Annotated in this window: 18 protein-coding genes; 7 read left to right on the forward strand and 11 right to left on the reverse strand. The window is 63.9% G+C overall.

The window, feature by feature from the left end; translation table 11 throughout:
• The first annotated feature begins 33 nt into the window (after positions 1–33).
• Positions 34–981: an MBL fold metallo-hydrolase gene (locus FHS02_RS05395; RefSeq protein ID WP_229422260.1), complete on the forward strand. Its 948-nt coding sequence runs from the start codon at positions 34–36 to the stop codon at positions 979–981.
• A 92-nt stretch (positions 982–1,073) separates the two neighbouring features.
• Positions 1,074–1,808, forward strand: a complete 735-nt coding sequence (locus FHS02_RS05400; RefSeq protein WP_137315007.1) for a hypothetical protein — start codon at positions 1,074–1,076, stop codon at positions 1,806–1,808.
• 58 nt (positions 1,809–1,866) lie between these two features.
• On the opposite strand, the gene FHS02_RS05405 is transcribed toward FHS02_RS05400, so the two are convergent.
• Entirely contained in the window at positions 1,867–2,424 is a 558-nt protein-coding gene (locus FHS02_RS05405) for an NADPH-dependent FMN reductase (RefSeq protein ID WP_137315006.1), read from the reverse strand.
• Positions 2,425–2,653: 229 nt separating this feature from the next.
• Between FHS02_RS05405 and FHS02_RS05410 the strand changes: the two genes are divergently transcribed.
• On the forward strand, positions 2,654–3,628 hold the full coding sequence (locus tag FHS02_RS05410; protein WP_137315005.1) for an IS1595 family transposase: 975 nt from the start codon (positions 2,654–2,656) through the stop codon (positions 3,626–3,628).
• A gap of 93 nt (positions 3,629–3,721) precedes the next feature.
• On the opposite strand, the gene FHS02_RS05415 is transcribed toward FHS02_RS05410, so the two are convergent.
• Complete coding sequence (locus FHS02_RS05415; protein ID WP_137315004.1) at positions 3,722–5,878, reverse strand: S46 family peptidase; 2,157 nt, start codon at positions 5,876–5,878, stop codon at positions 3,722–3,724.
• A 201-nt stretch (positions 5,879–6,079) separates the two neighbouring features.
• Positions 6,080–6,349, reverse strand: coding sequence for a GlsB/YeaQ/YmgE family stress response membrane protein (locus FHS02_RS05420; RefSeq protein ID WP_137315003.1), 270 nt, complete (start codon positions 6,347–6,349; stop codon positions 6,080–6,082).
• A 215-nt stretch (positions 6,350–6,564) separates the two neighbouring features.
• Here FHS02_RS05420 and FHS02_RS05425 point away from each other — a divergent pair, with 215 nt between their 5' ends.
• Positions 6,565–7,701 (forward strand): hypothetical protein, encoded by a 1,137-nt coding sequence (locus FHS02_RS05425; RefSeq protein WP_137315002.1) that lies wholly within the window; start codon positions 6,565–6,567, stop codon positions 7,699–7,701.
• Positions 7,702–7,754: 53 nt separating this feature from the next.
• Here the strand turns inward: FHS02_RS05425 and FHS02_RS05430 are convergent, their stop codons facing one another.
• The 7 genes from FHS02_RS05430 to purB form a co-directional block, all read right to left on the reverse strand.
• Positions 7,755–8,804 carry an acyltransferase family protein gene (locus FHS02_RS05430; protein ID WP_175424855.1) on the reverse strand — a complete coding sequence of 350 codons (1,050 nt, stop codon included), beginning with the start codon at positions 8,802–8,804 and terminating at the stop codon, positions 7,755–7,757.
• Positions 8,805–8,947: 143 nt separating this feature from the next.
• Positions 8,948–9,463, reverse strand: coding sequence for a Clp protease N-terminal domain-containing protein (locus FHS02_RS05435; RefSeq protein ID WP_137315000.1), 516 nt, complete (start codon positions 9,461–9,463; stop codon positions 8,948–8,950).
• Positions 9,464–9,474: 11 nt separating this feature from the next.
• A complete protein-coding gene (locus FHS02_RS05440; protein WP_137314999.1) occupies positions 9,475–9,684 on the reverse strand; it encodes a helix-turn-helix domain-containing protein in 210 nt (69 codons plus the stop codon).
• A gap of 196 nt (positions 9,685–9,880) precedes the next feature.
• Positions 9,881–10,441, reverse strand: a complete 561-nt coding sequence (locus tag FHS02_RS05445) for a YceI family protein (protein WP_137314998.1) — start codon at positions 10,439–10,441, stop codon at positions 9,881–9,883.
• An 87-nt stretch (positions 10,442–10,528) separates the two neighbouring features.
• A complete protein-coding gene (locus tag FHS02_RS05450; RefSeq protein ID WP_137314997.1) occupies positions 10,529–11,083 on the reverse strand; it encodes a YceI family protein in 555 nt (184 codons plus the stop codon).
• 18 nt (positions 11,084–11,101) lie between these two features.
• Entirely contained in the window at positions 11,102–11,707 is a 606-nt protein-coding gene (locus tag FHS02_RS05455) for a cytochrome b (protein WP_371870558.1), read from the reverse strand.
• Positions 11,708–11,810: 103 nt separating this feature from the next.
• Positions 11,811–13,184 (reverse strand): adenylosuccinate lyase, encoded by a 1,374-nt coding sequence (gene purB / locus FHS02_RS05460; RefSeq protein ID WP_137314995.1) that lies wholly within the window; start codon positions 13,182–13,184, stop codon positions 11,811–11,813.
• A gap of 127 nt (positions 13,185–13,311) precedes the next feature.
• On the opposite strand from purB, the gene FHS02_RS05465 reads away from it, so the two are divergent.
• Both FHS02_RS05465 and FHS02_RS05470 read left to right on the forward strand, forming a co-directional pair.
• Positions 13,312–13,923, forward strand: a complete 612-nt coding sequence (locus FHS02_RS05465) for a glutathione S-transferase family protein (RefSeq protein ID WP_137314994.1) — start codon at positions 13,312–13,314, stop codon at positions 13,921–13,923.
• 213 nt (positions 13,924–14,136) lie between these two features.
• On the forward strand, positions 14,137–15,081 hold the full coding sequence (locus FHS02_RS05470; protein ID WP_137314993.1) for a PfkB family carbohydrate kinase: 945 nt from the start codon (positions 14,137–14,139) through the stop codon (positions 15,079–15,081).
• Between the two features lie 53 nt (positions 15,082–15,134).
• On the opposite strand, the gene bfr is transcribed toward FHS02_RS05470, so the two are convergent.
• Positions 15,135–15,620: a bacterioferritin gene (gene bfr, locus FHS02_RS05475; RefSeq protein ID WP_137314992.1), complete on the reverse strand. Its 486-nt coding sequence runs from the start codon at positions 15,618–15,620 to the stop codon at positions 15,135–15,137.
• Positions 15,621–15,788: 168 nt separating this feature from the next.
• Here bfr and FHS02_RS05480 point away from each other — a divergent pair, with 168 nt between their 5' ends.
• On the forward strand, positions 15,789–18,095 hold the full coding sequence (locus FHS02_RS05480) for a TonB-dependent receptor (protein WP_137314991.1): 2,307 nt from the start codon (positions 15,789–15,791) through the stop codon (positions 18,093–18,095).
• Positions 18,096–18,106: the final 11 nt, after the last annotated feature.

The raw sequence follows: 18,106 nt of genomic DNA on the forward strand, positions 1-18,106 counted from the left end.
ACGGCGTTTTCAGGAGGGGAACCAATGGAACGGATGATGGCTTTCACTGCGAAAATACTGTGCGTACTCACGCTGGCGCTGGGCGGCATTGCCGCGGCACAGCAGCCGGCCACGGCGCCGCGCTTCACGTTGAATATACCGGCTGCCACCCCGGCGGCGCAGGCCGAGTACTCGGTGCAATTCATCGGCACGGCGACGGTGCTGGTCCGCTTCGGCGGCCTGACGATCCTGACCGACCCGAACTTCCTGCACAAGGGCGATCACGTGCACCTGGGCTATGGCCTCACGTCCGAGCGGCAGACGGATCCCGCGATCGAATTCGATGCGCTGCCGCCGATCGACCTGGTGCTGCTGTCGCACCTGCACGACGACCACTTCGACAAGCTGGTGCGGGAAAAACTGAAGCGCGCCACGCCGATCGTGACCACCGCCTCGGCGGCGGACGACTTGCGGGAACTGGGCTTCACGGCCGTGATCGGGCTCAGCACGTGGCAGGACGTGCTGGTGACGAAGGGGGAAACCACGCTGCGCCTGACGGCGATGCCTGGCCGCCATGGCCCGGTGGCGGCGGCCGCCCTGCTGCCGGCGGTGATGGGTTCCATGCTGGACTTCTCATCGGCCGCCGGGCGGTACCGCATGTATGTCTCCGGCGACACGATGGTGTACCGCGACATCGACGAGATTCCGCGGCGCTTCCCCAGCGTGGACCTGGCGCTGCTGCACCTGGGCGGCACCCGCATCCTCGGCATCGTGACGGTGACGATGGATGCAAAGGAAGGCCTGAAAATGCTGAAACTGATCGCGCCGCATCACGCGATCCCGATCCACTACAACGACTACGACGTATTCAAGTCGCCGCTGTCGGACTTCCAGAAGGCCGTGCAGGACGCCGGGCTGGCCGACAAGGTCAGTTACCTGAAGCATGGTGAAACATACCGCTTCAAGCCGGTGGCGCCGGGCCCGGCGACATCGGCACGCTGATCGCGGAATAGTGACATTCGGCAATAAGGTTGCGGCAGTTCATCTTTCCGATGAAGCCGGCATGGTAACTGTAGGGTTTCCACGGAGGCCCCATGAAGATGCCACAGCCGCAGTGCCTGCCTTTGCTTTCGTTACTGTTGCCATTGATATTCGGCACCTTCATGCCCGCGCCCGCCGCCGCCGCCGACGTGCCGCGCTACCGGATCACGATCCCGTCCGGCATGGCGAGCCGGGATCCCGGCGGCGTGGTGCGATTCTTCGGCACCGCCACCGCGCTGCTGCGCGTGCGCGGGCTGACCGTGCTGATCGATCCGGGCGCCGACGGGGCCGTGTCGTCGCCCGACATGGCCGGGGTCGACCTGGTGCTGCTGTCGAATCCCGACTGGAGCGGCGTGGCCGGGGCGGGGTGGGGCACCGGATGGCGCGGGCGGCCGGTGGTGGCGATGGCGGGCAGCGCCGAACGCCTGCGCAGCCACGGTATTCGCAGCGTATATCCGCTCGACACATGGGAAGGCATCACGGTGCGCAAGGGCGGTACGCGGCTGCGCGTGACGTCGATGCCCGATCCGCTGGGCGCGCGGCCGGCACTGCTGGCGGCCATGCTCGATTTCGGGCCGTCGTGCCGGGTGCTGGTCAACCACGGCGACCTGTCGGCAACCGAGATCGGTTTGATTCCGCAGCGTTTTCCCGGTGCCCGGATGGCACTGCTGCGGCACGCCGGTACGCCGCTGCTGCTGGCGATGGAGAAGGATGGCGGCGAGCCGGTGCCGGCCCATCCGGTGGCGCGCGGCGAGCCATACCGTTTCGGCTCGCCGACCTGCCGTTGAGCCCGGCCTTGGATCGGTCTGGTTCAGCGGGCCCGTTCGTCGACCGACTGGCCCAGGCTTACTTCTTCGCGTTGGCCTCGACCCATTTCTCGAACGCGGCCACGAACTTGCCGATCAGCTCCTTGGTCTGCTCGTTGTTGATGCTGCCGTCTTCGCCCAGGTAGTTCTGCGAGCCGCCGATGTAGAGTTCCGGCGCCGGCATCACCGGCACATTCAGGAACACCACGGCCTGGCGCGTGTTGTGGTTGGCGCCGAAGCCGCCCTGGGCACCCGGCGATTGCGAGACGACGGCGGCCGGCTTGCCATCCCAGACGCTCTGGCCCCACGGCCGCGAACCGACATCGATCGCGTTCTTCAGCGCACCCGAGATCGTGCGGTTGTATTCCGGCGTGAAGAACAGCACGGCGTCGGCGGCCTTCAGCTGGGTGCGGAACGCGGTCCACGCTTCGGCCGGCGTGTTGGCGTCGTCCAGGTCCTGGTTGTACAGCGGCATGTCCAGCTCGACCAGTTCGCCCTCCAGCGACGGCGGCAGCATGTTGATGACGGCCTGGGCATATTTGCGGGTCAGCGATTCCTTGCGCAGGCTGCCGACGAGGACAGCGACTTTCTTTGCCATGCTTGATCTCCTGAGAGTTGCGTGTGAAAAAGACAATGTACCGCAAGCTGGCCGGATGTGCAGGAATCCGCTGTCCGTTTGGCCTGGCGTTTGCCGCGAGGCAGACGCGCGGCTATGCCGGAAGAGAGACGGCGCCAATGAAAAAAGGCGCTGACACCCGAGCACGTGGGGTGAACTGAACCATTCGCTGCCATCGCTGTCTCATATCCTATTGACGATGGAGGCGGCGATGCATGGCGGCGTGTTCAACAGCTTGCTGGAACGATTGCGCGGGCAACTCGACGGGTTCTCCGGCGCCCAACTGACAACACTGCGTGCCCTGCTCGAGTCGGCGTCCTCACTGGCGACCTGTCTTGAACTGATCGAAAAGTTCGGCCGGCCCTGCGATCGTTGTCCGCATTGCGCGGCGACCCGTATCCATGGGCACGGCAGCACTGGCGGCCTGCAACGCTACCGCTGCCTGACGTGCCGCCGTACTTTCAATGCCTTGACCGGTACACCGTTCGCTTTCCTGCGGTTGCGCGGCAAATGGCTGCCGTTCCTGCAGGCGGTGCTCGATTCCCGCACGGTCCGGGGCGCCGCCGAAAACATCGGCATCCACCGCAACACCAGCTTTCGCTGGCGCCATCGTTTCATGGGATCAGCACGGCACGACCGGCCACCGCGGCTGCAAGGCATTGTCGAGGCGGATGAGACCTATCTGCTCGAATCGCAGAAGGGCAGTCGGCACCTGGACCGGCCGGCGCGTCGGCGTGGCGGCAAGGCCAGGCGGCGCGGCATTTCCAACGAACTCGACTGCATCCTCGTGGCACGCGACCGTGACGGCAAAACGCGGGATTTCGTCTGCGGCCGAGGCCCGGTCACGGCGCGCCAGCTGGCGTCCCACCTGCCACCAGTACTGGCTGCCGATGTCCTGCTGGTGTCGGACAGCGCTGCCGCTTACCGAACATTTGCGCGCCGCGCCGGCATCCTGCATGAAGCAGTCAATCTGAGCGCAGGAGTGCGCACCCGCGGCGCGCTCCACCTGCAACATGTGAACGGCTATCACAGCCGCTTTCATGGCTGGCTGACGCGCTTCAATGGCGTGGCGAGCAAATACCTGCCGAACTACCTGGGCTGGCGCCATGGCCTCGACGGGTGCCGTTGGCTGGCTCCGGCAGACTGCCTGATCGCCGCGCTGCGCGGCAATGGCGCTCTTTCTTGATGACCTGGCGAAACTTCCACAGGTTCGGGTGACAGCGCCATGAAAAAAGCCACGCCCCTCGCGGGACGTGGCTTTCAATCGGGGCGGGAACGCTTACTCGGCGCCCATTTCCTTCAGCAGGTTATCGGCCTTGTCCACATGCTTCATGTTCCACAGCATATAGCGCAGGTCGACCTGGATGTCGCGGGTGTTGGCCTTGTTGAAGTCCCAGTCCGAGATGATCGAATCGAGGGTGCCGTCGAATGCCAGGCCGACCAGCTCGCCCTTCGCGTTCAGTGCCGCCGAACCCGAGTTGCCGCCGGTGATATCCAGCGTGGCCAGGAAGTTGACCGGCACCGTCTTCAGCTTCGGATCGACGTACTTGCCGAAGTCCTTCGCCTTGATCGCGTCCAGCTGCGCCTTCGGTGCGTCGAACTCGCCCGTGCCGGTATGCTTGGCCAGCACGCCCTTGACGGTGGTGAAGGCCGTCCAGGTGCTGCCGTCGGCGCCATGGTCGCGGCCGGCGACATTGCCGTAGGTAACGCGCAGCGTGCTGTTCGCGTCCGGGTAGACGGCCTGTCCCTTCGACTTCATGTAGGCGATCTTGGCCTTCATGTAGCTGCCGTAAGCCTGCTGCAGCTTGCCGGCCAGCTCTTCCTCCTCCGCTTCGGCTTTCAGGTCGGCGTCATACAGGGCGACGGCGGCCTTGATGAAGGCATCGTCGCTGCCCTGGAAGTCGGCCGGCTTCTTGTCCAGCCAGGCATTGCGGTCGGCCGCATTGGTCAGCTTGGTGCCGCTGTACAGCTTGTCGAGCGCCGCGGACAGCTCCGCATCGCTCATGCCGGCGCGCAGGCCCAGCGCCGTGTTGAACGCCTGCTTCTGTTCGGCCGCCGGTTGTGCCAGGTAACCCTTCATGTGGTGCATGGCCAGGGCCTTGTCCACCTTGGGATCGAAGGTACGTTCCATCGCCGCCATATTGGCCTTCAGGCGCGACAGGTCGCGTACCTGGTAGCCGGACTTGCGGTCGGCATCGGGCTTCTGGTTTTCGTTGGCCAGGCGGTACAGGGTGCGGGCACCCATCAGCAGGCGCGGTTCCGCGTAGTTGTAGTTGAAGTTGCGCTTGACGCCGGCATCGCGCTCGGCGATCAGGTGCTCGACCTTGTCGATATCGTCAGCGAATTCCGCCTTGCGCTTCGTGTCGGCATTGATCCACTTTTTCAGCTGCTCATGCTCGGCCGTCTTGCGCTGCAAGAAGTCGCTGGTGGCATACGAGTCGATCATGCCCTGGCGGTTCTTGTAGTAGTTGTTGATACTGGCGACCTGGCCCGCGTATTTCAGCGTGACATCCTTGTTGCCCTTGGTCTCGCGGTCGATGATCGCCAGGTTGTCGGCCGAGGCCTTGACGAATGCCGGGTAGAACCAGTCGAAGGTGAACTGCACTTCGGACGGCAGGCGGTGACGGTTGGTACGGCCCGGGTAGCCCATCGCCATCACGAAGTCGCCTTCCTTCACGCCTTCCTTGGCCAGCTTCAGCACGTGGTTGGGCACGTAGGGCACGTTGTCCTTGCTGAAGTCGGCGGCCTTGCCATCCTTGCTCACGTAGGCACGGTAGAAACCGTAGTCGCCCGTGTGCCGCGGCCACATCCAGTTGTCGGTGTCGCCACCGAACTTGCCCACGCCGGCCGGCGGCACGTGCACCAGGCGCACGTCGCGGATTTCCAGCTGCTTGATCTGGTAGAACTCCAGGCTGCCGTAGAACGCCGGCACGGTGCAGCGGTGTCCAGGATCGGCCTCGCATGCCGCCACCAGCGTTTTCTGGTTCTTCTCGATCGCATCGCTGCGGGCCTTGCCGGACAGCTTGGCGACTTCCGGCGTGATGATCTTGTCGGTCACGTTCAGCACTTCCTTCGTGACGAACACGCGCGTGCCCGGCGCGGCCGGCAATTCCTCGCCGAGCGAGCGGGCCACGAAACCGTTGGCCAGCAGGTCGCGCTCCGGCGTGGATGCCTGCGCCACGCTGTTATATACACAGTGGTGGTTGGTGACCACCAGGCCTTGCGGCGATACGAACGACGCCGAGCAGCCACCCAGGCTGACGATGGCGCCGGCCGGGAATTCGGTCAGGCGGGTCAGGCTGTTCGGATCGAGTTTCAGGCCGGCGGCTTTCAGTTGCTTGGCGATCTGCGGCAACTGCTGCGGCATCCACATGCCTTCGTCGGCATAGGCGGACGTGGTGCTCATGATGGCGAGCGCGAGAAGTGATTTTTTCATGCGATGGTAGAGGAGTAGTTGTAGGCGTCCCGGATTTTTGCCGCGGGTTACGTGGCGCGTGCAAGTATCCGCATCGCATTGCGATTCGTCAATCAGGAATTTATATGGCGAAACCGCATGAAATTTGGTTCGCAGACAATAAAAAAGCCGGCCCGCAGGCCGGCTTGTTGCCACTTCATTGCTACCGCATATGCAAGCCGGTTAGCGTGCCCTGCCGCGGAAGACCAGGTTGACGATGGCCAGCAGGATGACGGCGCCCAGGAACGACACCAGCAGCGAGAGTGGACTGAAGTCGTCGGCATTGATGGTGCCCGTGCCAAACAGGGGCGACAGCAGCCAGCCGCCGAGCAATGCGCCGACGATACCGACCACGACGTTCAGGAACAGCCCTTGCTGGGCGTCCGTTTTCATGACAAGGCTGGCGAGCCAGCCGATGATGCCCCCGATAACGATCCAGATGATGAAGTTCATGCTCGTTCCCCTATATATCGTTAAGAAGAGACCGGGCCGTTTAGCCCCGCCGTGATCAAAAGTGTAAGGGCGTCGCATCCACGCGGTCCGTGCGCCAGCGTACGTTCCCGCGCGGTCGGTCCTAAAGTCCGTCCTTTGTGCGGAAACGTACAGAGAGCTACTGTCGACAAGCCTATCGTGACGTTGTCAATTGACTCACATACAAGGAGACCCTCATGAGCCAGACCAACCAGAATTCCCGTCTCGTCACCGGCCTGTTCAACGACCGCGAAAGCGCCGAGCGTGCCTATCACCATGCAACGGCGCGTGGCTACAGCAAGGACGACATCAACGTGCTGATGTCCGATGAAACCCGCAAGCGCTATTTCACCGGCAACGAGCAGGTCGAAACTGAACTGGGCAGCAAGGCTGCCGAAGGCGCGGGCATCGGTGCCGGCGTGGGCGGCGCGATCGGTGCCGCATTGGCTGCCGTGGCTGCCGTCGGTACCACGCTGGTATTGCCGGGCCTGGGCGTGGTGGTTGCCGGTCCGCTGGCGGCAGCGCTGGCAGGCGCCGGTGCCGGCGGTCTCACCGGCGGCCTGCTGGGCGCGCTGATCGGTGCCGGTATTCCGGAAGAACGGGTACAGCACTACGAAGAAGGCCTGAAAAGCGGCGGCATCGTGATGGGCGTGAATGCTCGCTCGGATGAAGATGCCGCGCATATCGAATCGAGCTGGAAAGATAGTGCCGGCCAGCACGTGATCGGCACCGGTCTTGGCGCTGCGGGCGGCGCGGCGGCAGGCCTGGCGGCCGGCACGCCGGGCGGCCCGATCGGCATGGCGGCAGGTGCCGTCGTTGGCGGTATCGCTGGCGGCCTGGCAGGCAAGGGCGCGGCCGAAGTGGTGAATCCGAAATCGGGTGACGACCTCAGCGACCATCACCTGGCAACCGGCGTGGGTGCCGGCGGCGGTGCGATGGCGGGCATGGCACTGGGCGCTGCCGCGGGCCCGGTCGGCATGGCTGCCGGCGGCGCCATCGGTGCGCTGGCGGGCGGCATGACCGGCAAGGGTGTCGGTGGCCTGGTCAACCCGGCCGAGGAAAAGACCTACTGGGAACAGCAGCACCGCAACGAGTCGTACTACAACCCGGCTTACCAGTACAACGACTACGATCCGGCCTACTCGCTGGGCTACAACGGCCGTGCCAACTACCGTGGCGACTGGAACACCAACGAGGCAAGCCTGCAGAACGACTGGGAGCGCACGAAAGGCAATTCCCGCCTGTCGTGGAACGAAGCGAGGAGCGCCACCCGCTCCGCCTGGGACCGCGTCGAGCGCAAGCTGCCGGGCGACTGGGATAAAGACGGCAAGTAAGCCATAGCCGTTCGAGGGAAGCATGAAAAAGGCCGGGATTTCCCGGCCTTTTTTTAACTGCCCGCGCCGGCAGCCGCCATCCTGCGTCGCGCATGCTTCAGTTTGAGCAAGGGCTGCTCGACGAAATAGCAGCTCAGCACGCTGACCGGCAGCACGATCAGGCAGGCAAGCGCCAGCTTCAGCCAAGGGGAGACGGGCGGCAGGTAAGCCACGAGCAGTGTCTGTACCGGCCAGCCGTACAGGTAGACGCCGTATGAAATGTCCGGCAGCTTGTTGAACGTTTCCGTCAGCCACATCGGGCGGAAGGCAAAGTAGAACAGCAGATAGCCGCCGAACGTGGCCAGCCCCAGTTCCGCGTAGCGGCGCGAGAACATCAATACCAGCAGCGCCACCGCCGACAGCAGCGCGCCGCGGCGGGTAAACCGGTAGCAGTCGCGGTACAGGTAGAAACAGCCGCCGGCGAAGAACAGCGAACCCAGCCGCACGATCGGGTCATTCAGCAGCAGGGCCAATGGCGCGAATGGCAGGGGCAAGCCGAACGAGGCGTACAGGTAAGCCGCGAAACCCGTCACCGTCAGCGCCAGCCACACGCCCCGGTGCCGGATGCCGCCGGATACGCCCAGCAGCATCACGGCGAGATAGCAGGCGAATTCGCGCATGATCGTCCACATCGAGCCATTTACCTGCGGTTCGGGCAGGCCCTCGAATACCGGCGGGGTAATTGGTCCGTGCAGTACGGCGAGGCACAGCGCGACTGTGCTGGTGGACAATTCCCTGAAATAGCGCCCGGCATCCGCGCCCAACGGGGCCACGATGTACACGCAAACCAGGCTGGCAACGATGAAGCCGGGATAGATGCGCAGCACGCGCTTGCGCAGGAACTGGGCAGGCACCGGATCGAGATCCCAGCTTTGCACGATCAGGTAGCCGCTGAGCAGGAAAAAGCCATCCACCGCGAGCTCGCCGAACGACAGCGTGTGGAAAAGCTGCGTCAGCAGTTCGCGGTGGCGGTCGCCGTCCTGCAGCTCGGGCGCGTGCGACAGCAGCACGAGCAGTGCGAGCAGCAGGCGCAGCAGATTGAAGTTATTTTGATGACGCAACATCCCCATGACTGCCTCGAAGTTTTGGTTATGAAATTTATATGCATTTTTTATAACCAAATGTACGTCGATAGCGGTTGGGAAGCAAGATTCGGTCGCAGGGATGGCGGCCCGGAACAACAGTACGGCGCGAAAACGACGCTCCGCTACGCCGCGTGCCGTGCCGCCGACTCGATTTCCGCCCGGGCAGCGGCGGCCAGCGCTGCCGCATCGGTGCCGATCGCCTTCAGCGCCCGCGCCGCGGTGCCGCGCGGACTGGCTGCGACCACGGCCGCCACGTGTGCGCCCGTCAGCGGTTCGCCGGGCGCGCGCGGCCAGTCGGCCAGCGACCGCATCACCGCCTGCATCGAACCTTTTGCGCGATAGGGGCCGGTTCCCGGCGGCACCGCAGCATCGTCCGCCAGCAGGCCGGGATCGGCGCCGGTTGCCGCCAGCGCGGCGCCGTGGGCGGCCGTGATGCCGGCCCCCAGCCGGGATGGATCTGCTCCGGCACGGAGCAGTGCGCGCCGCGCCAGGCCGTCCGGCAGGTCGAGCGCCGCAAGCAGGAAGTGCTCGGGGCCCGGTTCCGGTTCGCCCATCGCATTGGCGTGCCGTTCGGCACCCTCGCAGAGGACCTTGATGGTGCGCATGTCGGCGATGCGCTGTTTCAGACGCTGCAGCATGACGTTCCTTTCTAGGATTGAATCAACGGTGCCAGGCGCTTGTGCGCGGCCTGCTTCGACACGCCCAGTGCATCGGCCACCTGGCTCCACGACCAGCCCTGAGCGATGGCGGCCGCCACGGCCTTGCGTTCGAGCTTGTCCGCGGCCAGGCGCAGTGCGACGACAGCCGCCAGCGCTTCGGCGGGATCGTCGGGACGGGGGAGGGTTTCGGGATCGATCATGCGTCAATCTTAGTTGACGATTTCGATGGCGTCAACAAAAGATGACGCGACCAGCAACTGGCGAAAACCGGTGACGAAAACCGGTGACAGACACCAGTTTTTTTGAAACATTTCTCTTAAACCGGAGCCTGTCCCCGGTTTTGGGGCAACAAAAAGCCCCGCACGCGGCGGGGCTGGCATGGGGACGGGGGCGCGCTTATTCGGCGGCGATGGCCTCGACCTGGATCGCCAGCTTCACTTCCGGTGCGAAGTTGGGGATGCCGAAGTTGATGCCGAAGTCGGTGCGCTTGAATTCGGCCGTGGCGTTGGCGCCGCACACTTCGCGCTTCAGCCGCGCATCCTGCACGCACTTGAAGCGGTCCACTTTCAGCTCGACCGGCTTGGTCACGCCGTTCAGCGTCAGCTCGCCGTCCACGCCCACCAGCTGGTCGCCGTTGAACTTGAACGACTTGCCCTTGTAGGTGGCGGTCGGGAATTTTTCGACGTTGAAAATGTCCGGCGCTTTCGCATGCGTATTCATCTTGTCGTGGCCGAAGTCGATCGACGTCGTATCGATCGTGATGTCCAGGCTGCCGGTCTTGGCGGCGCGGTCCATCGTGATCGTGCCCTTCGTGTTGTTGAACTTGCCGCGCCACAGCGACAGTCCCTTGTGGTCGGCCTCGAAACTCGGGTAGGTATGGCTCGGGTCGATGTTGTAGGTGGTGGCGTTGGCAAGGCCAGCCATGGCGAGCAAGGCTACGATCAGCGTGGATTTCATGCGGTCTCCTTCGGTGGATGGGTGCTGCAGGATCGGTACGGGCTTATTGCAAGATGATTGCGGGATGATTGCGGGATTACCATGAAATTACTGTGAAACGACGTGGAACTTGATCGTCACTTCATCGGCCACCATGCTCGTGTCCTTCCACTCGCCTTCGCCGATGTTGTAGGCGAGGCGCTTGATCGGCACGGCGCCGTCGAACACCTGCTTGCCGCCCTCGGTCTTCACGGTGACGGGGAAGGTGACGTCGGCCGCCTTGCCCTTGATCGTCAGCTTGCCGGTCACGTTCAGCTTGCCGGCGCCGGCGCTCTTGATCGACGTCGAGACGAAGGTCGCTTTCGGGAACTGGGCGGAATTGAACCACTCCTTCTTGGCCACTTCCCTGTTGTACTCGGGGTCGCCCATGTCCAGGCTGGCCGTCTCGACTTCCACGGTGGCTTTCGACGCGTCCGGTTTCGCGGCGTCGTAGTCGATGACCACGCTGTGCTTCTTGAACTTCGATTCGACCGGCACATTCATCTGCTTGAACGTGGCGGACACGGAAGTCTTGGCGGGATCGGTCTTCAGCACGGCGGCGCCGGCCGCCAGCGACAGGCCGACGAGGGAGGCGAGCAGGATCGGTTTCAAATACGTCTTCATGAATGAGGCTCCGAAAGGTTAGGGAAGCATGCGTTTCAGGACATCGTCCCGATCCACGAAATGGTGTTTCAGCGCGGCGGCCACGTGCATCACGACGAGCGCGGCGAGCGCCATGTTGAGCCAGTAGTGCACCGGCTTCAGGGCGTCCTTCAGGGCAGGATCGGCCTCGAACGCGGCGGGAATCTGCCACATGCCCAGGTAGACGACCGGCACGCCGGCCGCCGTGGTGTACAGGTAGCCGGACAGCGGCACGGCGAACATCAGGATGTACAGCAGCACATGCGTCGCGTCCGCGGCTTTCGCCTGCCACGGTGCGATGCCGGCGGCGTGGACCGGCGGCCGGTTCCGGTGGCGCCACAGCAGGCGCAGCGCGGCCAGGGCCAGCACGCTCACGCCCAGCCACTTGTGCCAGGAATAGTATTTCAGCTTGGTGGGCGTGAAGCCGGGAATGTCGACCATCACCAGGCCCATCGTAAAGGCGGCAATGATCAGCAGCGCGATCAGCCAGTGCAGCGCCATCGCGGTTCTTGTGTAGCGTTCCATCTGAAGCACCCCTGTTTTAGTACGCATTAGGACTAATGCCTCGCCACTGTAGCAAAGAAACGTAAATCTTGCTGGCAGGATGTAAAAACGGCAGCCCTTACCCTACAGGATAAGGAGCTGCCGTCATAGGGGGCTATGGTGAGAGGATACTTAAGAGCAAAGAATCCTGACTGCCGGTCCCGGCTTAGATCGCCTTGGCCAGCTGGGCCGCGATGCCCGTGTAGTTTGCCGGCGTCATCGCCAGCAGCAGGTCTTTCGCTTCCTGCGGAATGGCCAGCTTGCCGATGAATTCCTGCAGCGCTTCCCTGGTGATGCCCTTGCCGCGCGTGAGTTCCTTCAGCTGTTCATACGGATTCTCGATACCGTAGCGGCGCATCACGGTCTGCACCGGCTCGGCCAGCACTTCCCAGCTGGCGTCCAGGTCGGCCGCCAGGCGCGCCGGGTTCACTTCCAGCTTGTTCAGGCCGCGCAGGCAGCTGTCATAGGCCAGCAGTGTGTAGCCCAGGCCCACGCCGATGTTGCGCAGCACGGTGGAGTCGGTAAGGTCGCGCTGCATGCGCGACACCGGCAGTTTTTCGGACAGGTGCTTCAGCACGGCATTGGCCAGGCCCAGGTTGCCTTCCGAGTTCTCGAAGTCGATCGGATTGACCTTGTGCGGCATCGTCGACGAGCCGATCTCGCCGGCCTTCAGCTTTTGCTTGAAGTAGCCCAGCGACACGTAGGTCCAGATATCGCGGTTCAGGTCCAGCAGGATCGTGTTGGCGCGGGCGAAGGCGTCGAACAGCTCGGCCATGTAGTCGTGCGGTTCGATCTGGATCGTGTACGGATTGAACGTCAGGCCCAGGCGCTGTTCGATCACGTTCTTCGAGAATGCCGGCCAGTCGAACGACGGGTAGGCCGACAGGTGCGCATTGTAGTTGCCGACCGCGCCGTTCATCTTGCCGAGGATTTCCACGCCGGCAATGCGTTCCACGGCTCGCTGCAGGCGCGCGATCACGTTCGCGAATTCCTTGCCCAGCGTGGTCGGGCTGGCCGTCTGGCCATGCGTGCGCGACAGCATCGGCAGGTCGGCATTGGCGTGGGCGATGTCCTTCAGCCTGGCGACCAGGCCGTTCAGGGCCGGCACCATCACGCCGTCGCGCGCCGCTTTCAGCATCATGCCGTGCGACGTGTTGTTGATGTCTTCGGACGTGCAGGCGAAGTGGATGAATTCCGAAGCGGCCACCAGCTCCGGCACGTCCTTCACCTGCTCCTTCAGCCAGTACTCGACCGCCTTCACGTCGTGGTTCGTGACGGCCTCGATTTCCTTGATGCGCGCGGCATCCGCTTCCGAGAAGTCGGCGGCCAGCTTGTCGAGCAGCGCCGTGGCGCTGGCCGGGAAAGGCTTGATCTCGGCAAATCCAGCCTGCGACAGCGCCTGCAGCCACGCGATCTCGACCTTCACGCGGTGGTGCATGAAGCCGGCTTCGGACAGGATGGGGCGCAGCTTGTCGGTCTTGGACGCATAGCGGCCGTCCAGCGGGGAAAGGGCCGACAACGTGGAGTATGGAGTGGTCATGGTGAAGGGGGAGGCAGGAAAAACAGCGATTTTACCATCGCCGTGCACTTTTTTTGACCACGCTCCCGGCCCCTGAGGCAATGGGGCCGATGCTATACTGGGCCACGCTCCCACCCGGTACTTTCCCATGAAACTGATCGGTTCCCTCTCCAGTCCCTACGTGCGCAAGGTGCGCGTCGTGCTCGCGGAAAAAAAGCTCGATTACCAGATGCGGCTCGAGAACGTGTGGAGCGGGGATACCGGCATCCACCTCGTCAACCCCCTCGGCAAAGTACCCTGCCTGGTGATGGAAGACGGCTATGTGATGTACGACTCGCGCGTGATCGCCGAATACCTCGATACGCTGACGCCCGTCTGCAAGCTGTTGCCGCCGAATGGCCGCGAGCGCATGGAAATCAAGAACTGGGAAGCCCTGGCCGACGGCGTGCTCGATGCCGGCGTCGCCGTGCGGCTGGAGCGCACGCAGCGCCCGCCCGAGCTGCAGAGCAGCGCGTACATCGACCGGCACCTGACGAAAGTCGCACGCGGCCTGGCCTCGATGTCCGACCGCCTGGCCGATTCGCCGTGGTGCGCCGGCAACCATTATTCGCTGGCGGACGTGGCCGTGGGATGTGCGCTCGGCTGGTTCGACCTGCGTTTCCCCGAGATCGACTGGCGCACGCCGCATCCGAACCTGGCGCGCCTGCACGACAAGCTGCACGAGCGGCCGTCGTTCCGGGATACGGTGCCTCAAGCGTGATAATTCAAGCGTGACAGTCAAGGCGTGACAATCCAGGCGTAACAATTCATGCGTCACAACGCAGGCGTAACAACGCAGGCGTGACGATTTGACCGTCACCATTCAGGCTGGATCGCCCCGGTCCGGTCCGGCGGGCCTGAACACGCGCCGGCCGTGCGGGCGCCCCTGAAACCATTGCGCTACACTGTGGCGTCACGATAGAGCGGGGCGGCCATGGAACAATCTGTAGCGGTTTTCGGCGAAGCACTGGTGGACGATTTCAGCAGCCAGCGGGTGGTCGGCGGCGCGCCGTTCAACCTGGCACGGCACCTGGCCGGCTTCGGCCTTCCCGTCACGATGGTGACCCGCATCGGCGACGACGACAACGGCGCCCTGATCCGCAACGAATTCACGCGTTTCCGGCTTGCCGACGCGGGCCTGCAAACGGGGGCCGGCGAGCCGACCGGCAGCGTGCACGTGGAAGTGGGCTCCGACGGCAGCCACCGCTTCACGATCGTGCCGGACCAGGCCTACGACCGCATCGACGGTGTTGCCGCGCTGGCCGCCGTGCAGGCCGCCCAACCCGGCATCTTCTGTTTCGGCACGCTGGCGCAACGGGACCCGGTGTCGCGCGCCGCGCTGCATGGCTTGCTGGAACAGACCGAAGCGGTGCGCTTCCTCGACCTGAACCTGCGCGCCGGGCACGTGGACGAAGCCATCGTGTTCGACTCCCTGCAACAGGCCGATATCGTCAAGGTCAACGAAGAGGAATTGCAGCAGCTGTTCAAGTGGTACTGCCACACGTGCCCGGACACGGTCAACATGGAATGCATCTCGGTCGATACCGAGTGCCGCGCGATGATGCACAATTTCTCGCTGTCCGCGCTGGTGGTCACCATGGGCGCGCGCGGCGCGCTGTATCTGTCGGCCGATGGCGCGCACCTGGCCGACCATGGCACGGGCAGCAGCGAATGCTTCGTCGATTCGGTGGGAGCGGGGGATGCGTTCAACGCCGTGTTCCTGCTGGGCCGGCTGCGCGGCTGGACGATGGAACGGACGCTGGCGCGCGCGAATGCGTTCGCGGCGGCTTCCTGCGGCTATGCGGGCGCGGTGCCGCAGGATCTGTCGTGCTACGCCCGCTGGCTGGACCAGTGGTCGCGTGAACCAGTGGTCGCGTGAAGCAGTGATCGCTTGAGGGCTGACCCGGACACCGCCCGGGCCGGAGTGCCTTGTCAGTGCGCCTCGTCCGCAGGCGCCATCTGCGTCTGCAGGTAGTTCTGGATGCCGACCTTGCCGATCAGGTCCAGTTGCGTTTCCAGGAAGTCGATGTGCTCTTCGGTATCTTCCAGGATTTCCAGCAGCAGGTCGCGCGACACATAGTCGCCCACCTTTTCCGCCTGGGCGATGCCTTCCACCACCGTCACGTGGGCGCCGCGTTCCAGCTTCAGGTCCGCTTCCAGCATCTCCTGGGTGTTCTCGCCGATCAGCAGCTTGTGCAGCGCCTGCAGGTTCGGCAAGCCATCGAGCATCAGGATGCGGTCGATCAGCTTGTCGGCATGCTTCATCTCGCCGATCGATTCCTCGTATTCCTTCTTTGCCAGCCGTGCCAGCCCCCAATGCTTGTACATCCGCGCGTGCAGGAAATACTGATTGATCGCGGTGAGCTCGTTCGTCAGCTGTGCGTTCAGCAAACGGATGACGTCTTTATCGCCCTTCATGGGAAAGCCTTTTCTTGATGTTTGTCGATCGTGGCATTTTGCCACAGATAGGTGATAAACCCAAGGCAAACCCCTTGCGTTCGTGGTCAAAATGGTGTAATGGCATTGCGAAAGCAAATGAAAACCATTATCATTCACGTTTTATGCCAACGCTACAATAAGGAAGACATGTCGTTCATCAAGAGCCGCAAGCACTCGCCAGCCACGCTCGCCGCTATCGCCACCCTGGCGATGCCGCTTGCACTGCACGCTGAAACCAATGCCGAACCGGTTGCCCAGCAAGGCGACAACAAGATGCCGGAGGTGACGGTCACCGGCCGCGCCGCCAACAACGAATTCCAGATTCCCCAGCGCTCCGCTTCCGACAAGTTCACGGCGCCGCTGCTCGACACGCCCAAATCGGTCACCGTCGTCCCGAGCGAAGTGATCGCACAGACCGGCGCCACGTCGCTGGCCGATGCGCTGCGCACGGTACCCGGCATCACGATGGGCGCTGCCGAAGGCGGTAACCCGGTGGGCGACAACCTGTTCATCCGCGGCTACAACGCCCAGACCGACACCTATATCGACGGCATCCGCGACAGCGGCTCGCAATCGCGCGAAGTGTTCGCGATCGAGCAGGTCGAAGTCGTCAAGGGGCCGAACTCCGCCTACGGTGGCCGTTCGTCGGCGGGCGGCGGTGTCAACATCGTCAGCAAGACCGCCAAGCTGGACAACTTCTACAACGGCAGCGTGGGCTTCGGCACCGACAACTACAAGCGCGTGACGGCCGACGTCAACCGCCAGATCGGCACCGACTCCGCCTTCCGCATCGCCGTGATGGGCCATGAGAACGATGTCGCTGGCCGCGGCCCGGTGGGCGGCGACCGCTGGGGCATCGCGCCGACGATCGGCTTCGGCCTGTCGGGCCCGACCCAGGTCAACCTGTCGTACTACCACATGGAATCGAGCGAACTGCCCGACACGGGCATCCCGTTCAACAACCCGTTCAGCACTGGCCCTAACGTGGCGAAGAACGGCAACGGCACGCCGATCTCGGTGCCGCGCGACAGCTTCTGGGGCCTGACCAACCGCGATTTCCGCGACACGGAAACCGATATCGCCACCGTCGACGTGAAGCACGACTTCGGCAACGGCCTGACGCTGCGCAACGTGACGCGCTATGGCAAGACGAGCCAGGATTACGTGTGGACGCAGCCCGACGATTCGAAGGGCAACGTCGTGCTGTACGGTACCGTGTGGCGCCGCGCCAACACCCGCGTGACGGAAACGGAAACGCTGGCCAACAGCACCGCACTGTCCGGCGAGGCGCGCACCGGCACGCTGAAGCACAACTTCAGCACCGGCATCGAGTTCTCGCGCGAGCAGACCGACCGCGGCACCTACCTCTTCACGCCGGGCACCAACAACCTGCTGACGAACAACACCGTCTGCGCCACGTCCGGCGCGGCAACGGGCTATAACTGCGCTCCGCTGGTGGGCGCCAACCCGGATGATCCATGGGCCTACAACCGCGCGCTGTCGCCGGCGAAAACGGCCGTGCGCACCAACACCCGCGCCGCCTACGCGATCGACACGATCGAGTTAACGCCGCAGTGGCTGGTGAACCTGGGCGTGCGCTGGGACGACTACCGCTCCGTGCTGGATACGCCGCAATACACGCTGAACGGCAACACCACCGCCGCCACGCATGCCGAGGTGAACGCCACGTTTACCAACTACCAGGCCGGCCTGGTGTACAAGCCGGCCGCGAACAGCAGCGTGTACCTGTCGTACGGTACGTCGTCCACGCCGCCGGGCAATGATGCCGGCGATGGCCTGGACGGCCTGACGGCCGCCATCCAGTACCTGAAGCCACAGGAAAGCCGCAACTTCGAGCTGGGGACCAAGTGGGAAGTGCTGTCGCGCCGCCTGTCGGTGTCCGCCGCGATCTTCAAGAGCGACATGAACAATGCCCGCGTGACGGCGCCGGACGGCACCACGCAGAACGTGGGCAAGAAGAGCGTGCGCGGTGTCGAATTCGGCGCTTCGGGCAGCATCACCAACGCCTGGCAGGTCTTCGGCGGCTACACGTGGCTGGACGGCAAGGTCGACGACAACGGTTTCGTGAACACGGCGCCGAACGGTGCGCCGGCAGTGTGGGCTCCGTCGCCGTTCAACGGCAACGTGTTCCCGACCACGCCGAAGCACAGCGCGTCGCTGTGGACCACGTACAAGGTGCTGCCGAACCTGACGGTTGGCGGCGGCCTGAACTCGATGTCGAAGGTGTACGCCAACGTCAACAACAACAAGTGGGCGCCGGGCTATACCCGCTTCGATGCGATGGCGAACTACATCGTCAACCCGAACATCAGCCTGCAGCTGAACGTGCAGAACCTGTCGGACAAGCTGTACTACGACAAGGTCTCCTCGCCGCACTACGCCGGCGTGGCGGCCGGCCGCAGCGCATCGCTGACCGCCAGCTTCAAGTACTAAGGAAACCCCGG

Source organism: Pseudoduganella umbonata, assembly GCF_014192225.1.
GTDB lineage: Bacteria > Pseudomonadota > Gammaproteobacteria > Burkholderiales > Burkholderiaceae_D > Rugamonas > Rugamonas umbonata.

Excerpts from the sequence above, each read along its gene's own strand:
- FHS02_RS05395 (WP_229422260.1), top strand. The coding sequence starts at position 34 with ATGATGGCTTTCACTGCGAAAATACTGTGCGTACTCACGCTGGCGCTG.
- FHS02_RS05400 (WP_137315007.1), top strand. The coding sequence starts at position 1,074 with ATGAAGATGCCACAGCCGCAGTGCCTGCCTTTGCTTTCGTTACTGTTG.
- FHS02_RS05405 (WP_137315006.1), bottom strand. The coding sequence starts at position 2,424 with ATGGCAAAGAAAGTCGCTGTCCTCGTCGGCAGCCTGCGCAAGGAATCG.
- FHS02_RS05410 (WP_137315005.1), top strand. The coding sequence starts at position 2,654 with ATGCATGGCGGCGTGTTCAACAGCTTGCTGGAACGATTGCGCGGGCAA.
- FHS02_RS05415 (WP_137315004.1), bottom strand. The coding sequence starts at position 5,878 with ATGAAAAAATCACTTCTCGCGCTCGCCATCATGAGCACCACGTCCGCC.
- FHS02_RS05420 (WP_137315003.1), bottom strand. The coding sequence starts at position 6,349 with ATGAACTTCATCATCTGGATCGTTATCGGGGGCATCATCGGCTGGCTC.
- FHS02_RS05425 (WP_137315002.1), top strand. The coding sequence starts at position 6,565 with ATGAGCCAGACCAACCAGAATTCCCGTCTCGTCACCGGCCTGTTCAAC.
- FHS02_RS05430 (WP_175424855.1), bottom strand. The coding sequence starts at position 8,804 with ATGTTGCGTCATCAAAATAACTTCAATCTGCTGCGCCTGCTGCTCGCA.
- FHS02_RS05435 (WP_137315000.1), bottom strand. The coding sequence starts at position 9,463 with ATGCTGCAGCGTCTGAAACAGCGCATCGCCGACATGCGCACCATCAAG.
- FHS02_RS05440 (WP_137314999.1), bottom strand. The coding sequence starts at position 9,684 with ATGATCGATCCCGAAACCCTCCCCCGTCCCGACGATCCCGCCGAAGCG.
- FHS02_RS05445 (WP_137314998.1), bottom strand. The coding sequence starts at position 10,441 with ATGAAATCCACGCTGATCGTAGCCTTGCTCGCCATGGCTGGCCTTGCC.
- FHS02_RS05450 (WP_137314997.1), bottom strand. The coding sequence starts at position 11,083 with ATGAAGACGTATTTGAAACCGATCCTGCTCGCCTCCCTCGTCGGCCTG.
- purB (WP_137314995.1), bottom strand. The coding sequence starts at position 13,184 with ATGACCACTCCATACTCCACGTTGTCGGCCCTTTCCCCGCTGGACGGC.
- FHS02_RS05465 (WP_137314994.1), top strand. The coding sequence starts at position 13,312 with ATGAAACTGATCGGTTCCCTCTCCAGTCCCTACGTGCGCAAGGTGCGC.
- FHS02_RS05470 (WP_137314993.1), top strand. The coding sequence starts at position 14,137 with ATGGAACAATCTGTAGCGGTTTTCGGCGAAGCACTGGTGGACGATTTC.
- bfr (WP_137314992.1), bottom strand. The coding sequence starts at position 15,620 with ATGAAGGGCGATAAAGACGTCATCCGTTTGCTGAACGCACAGCTGACG.
- FHS02_RS05480 (WP_137314991.1), top strand. The coding sequence starts at position 15,789 with ATGTCGTTCATCAAGAGCCGCAAGCACTCGCCAGCCACGCTCGCCGCT.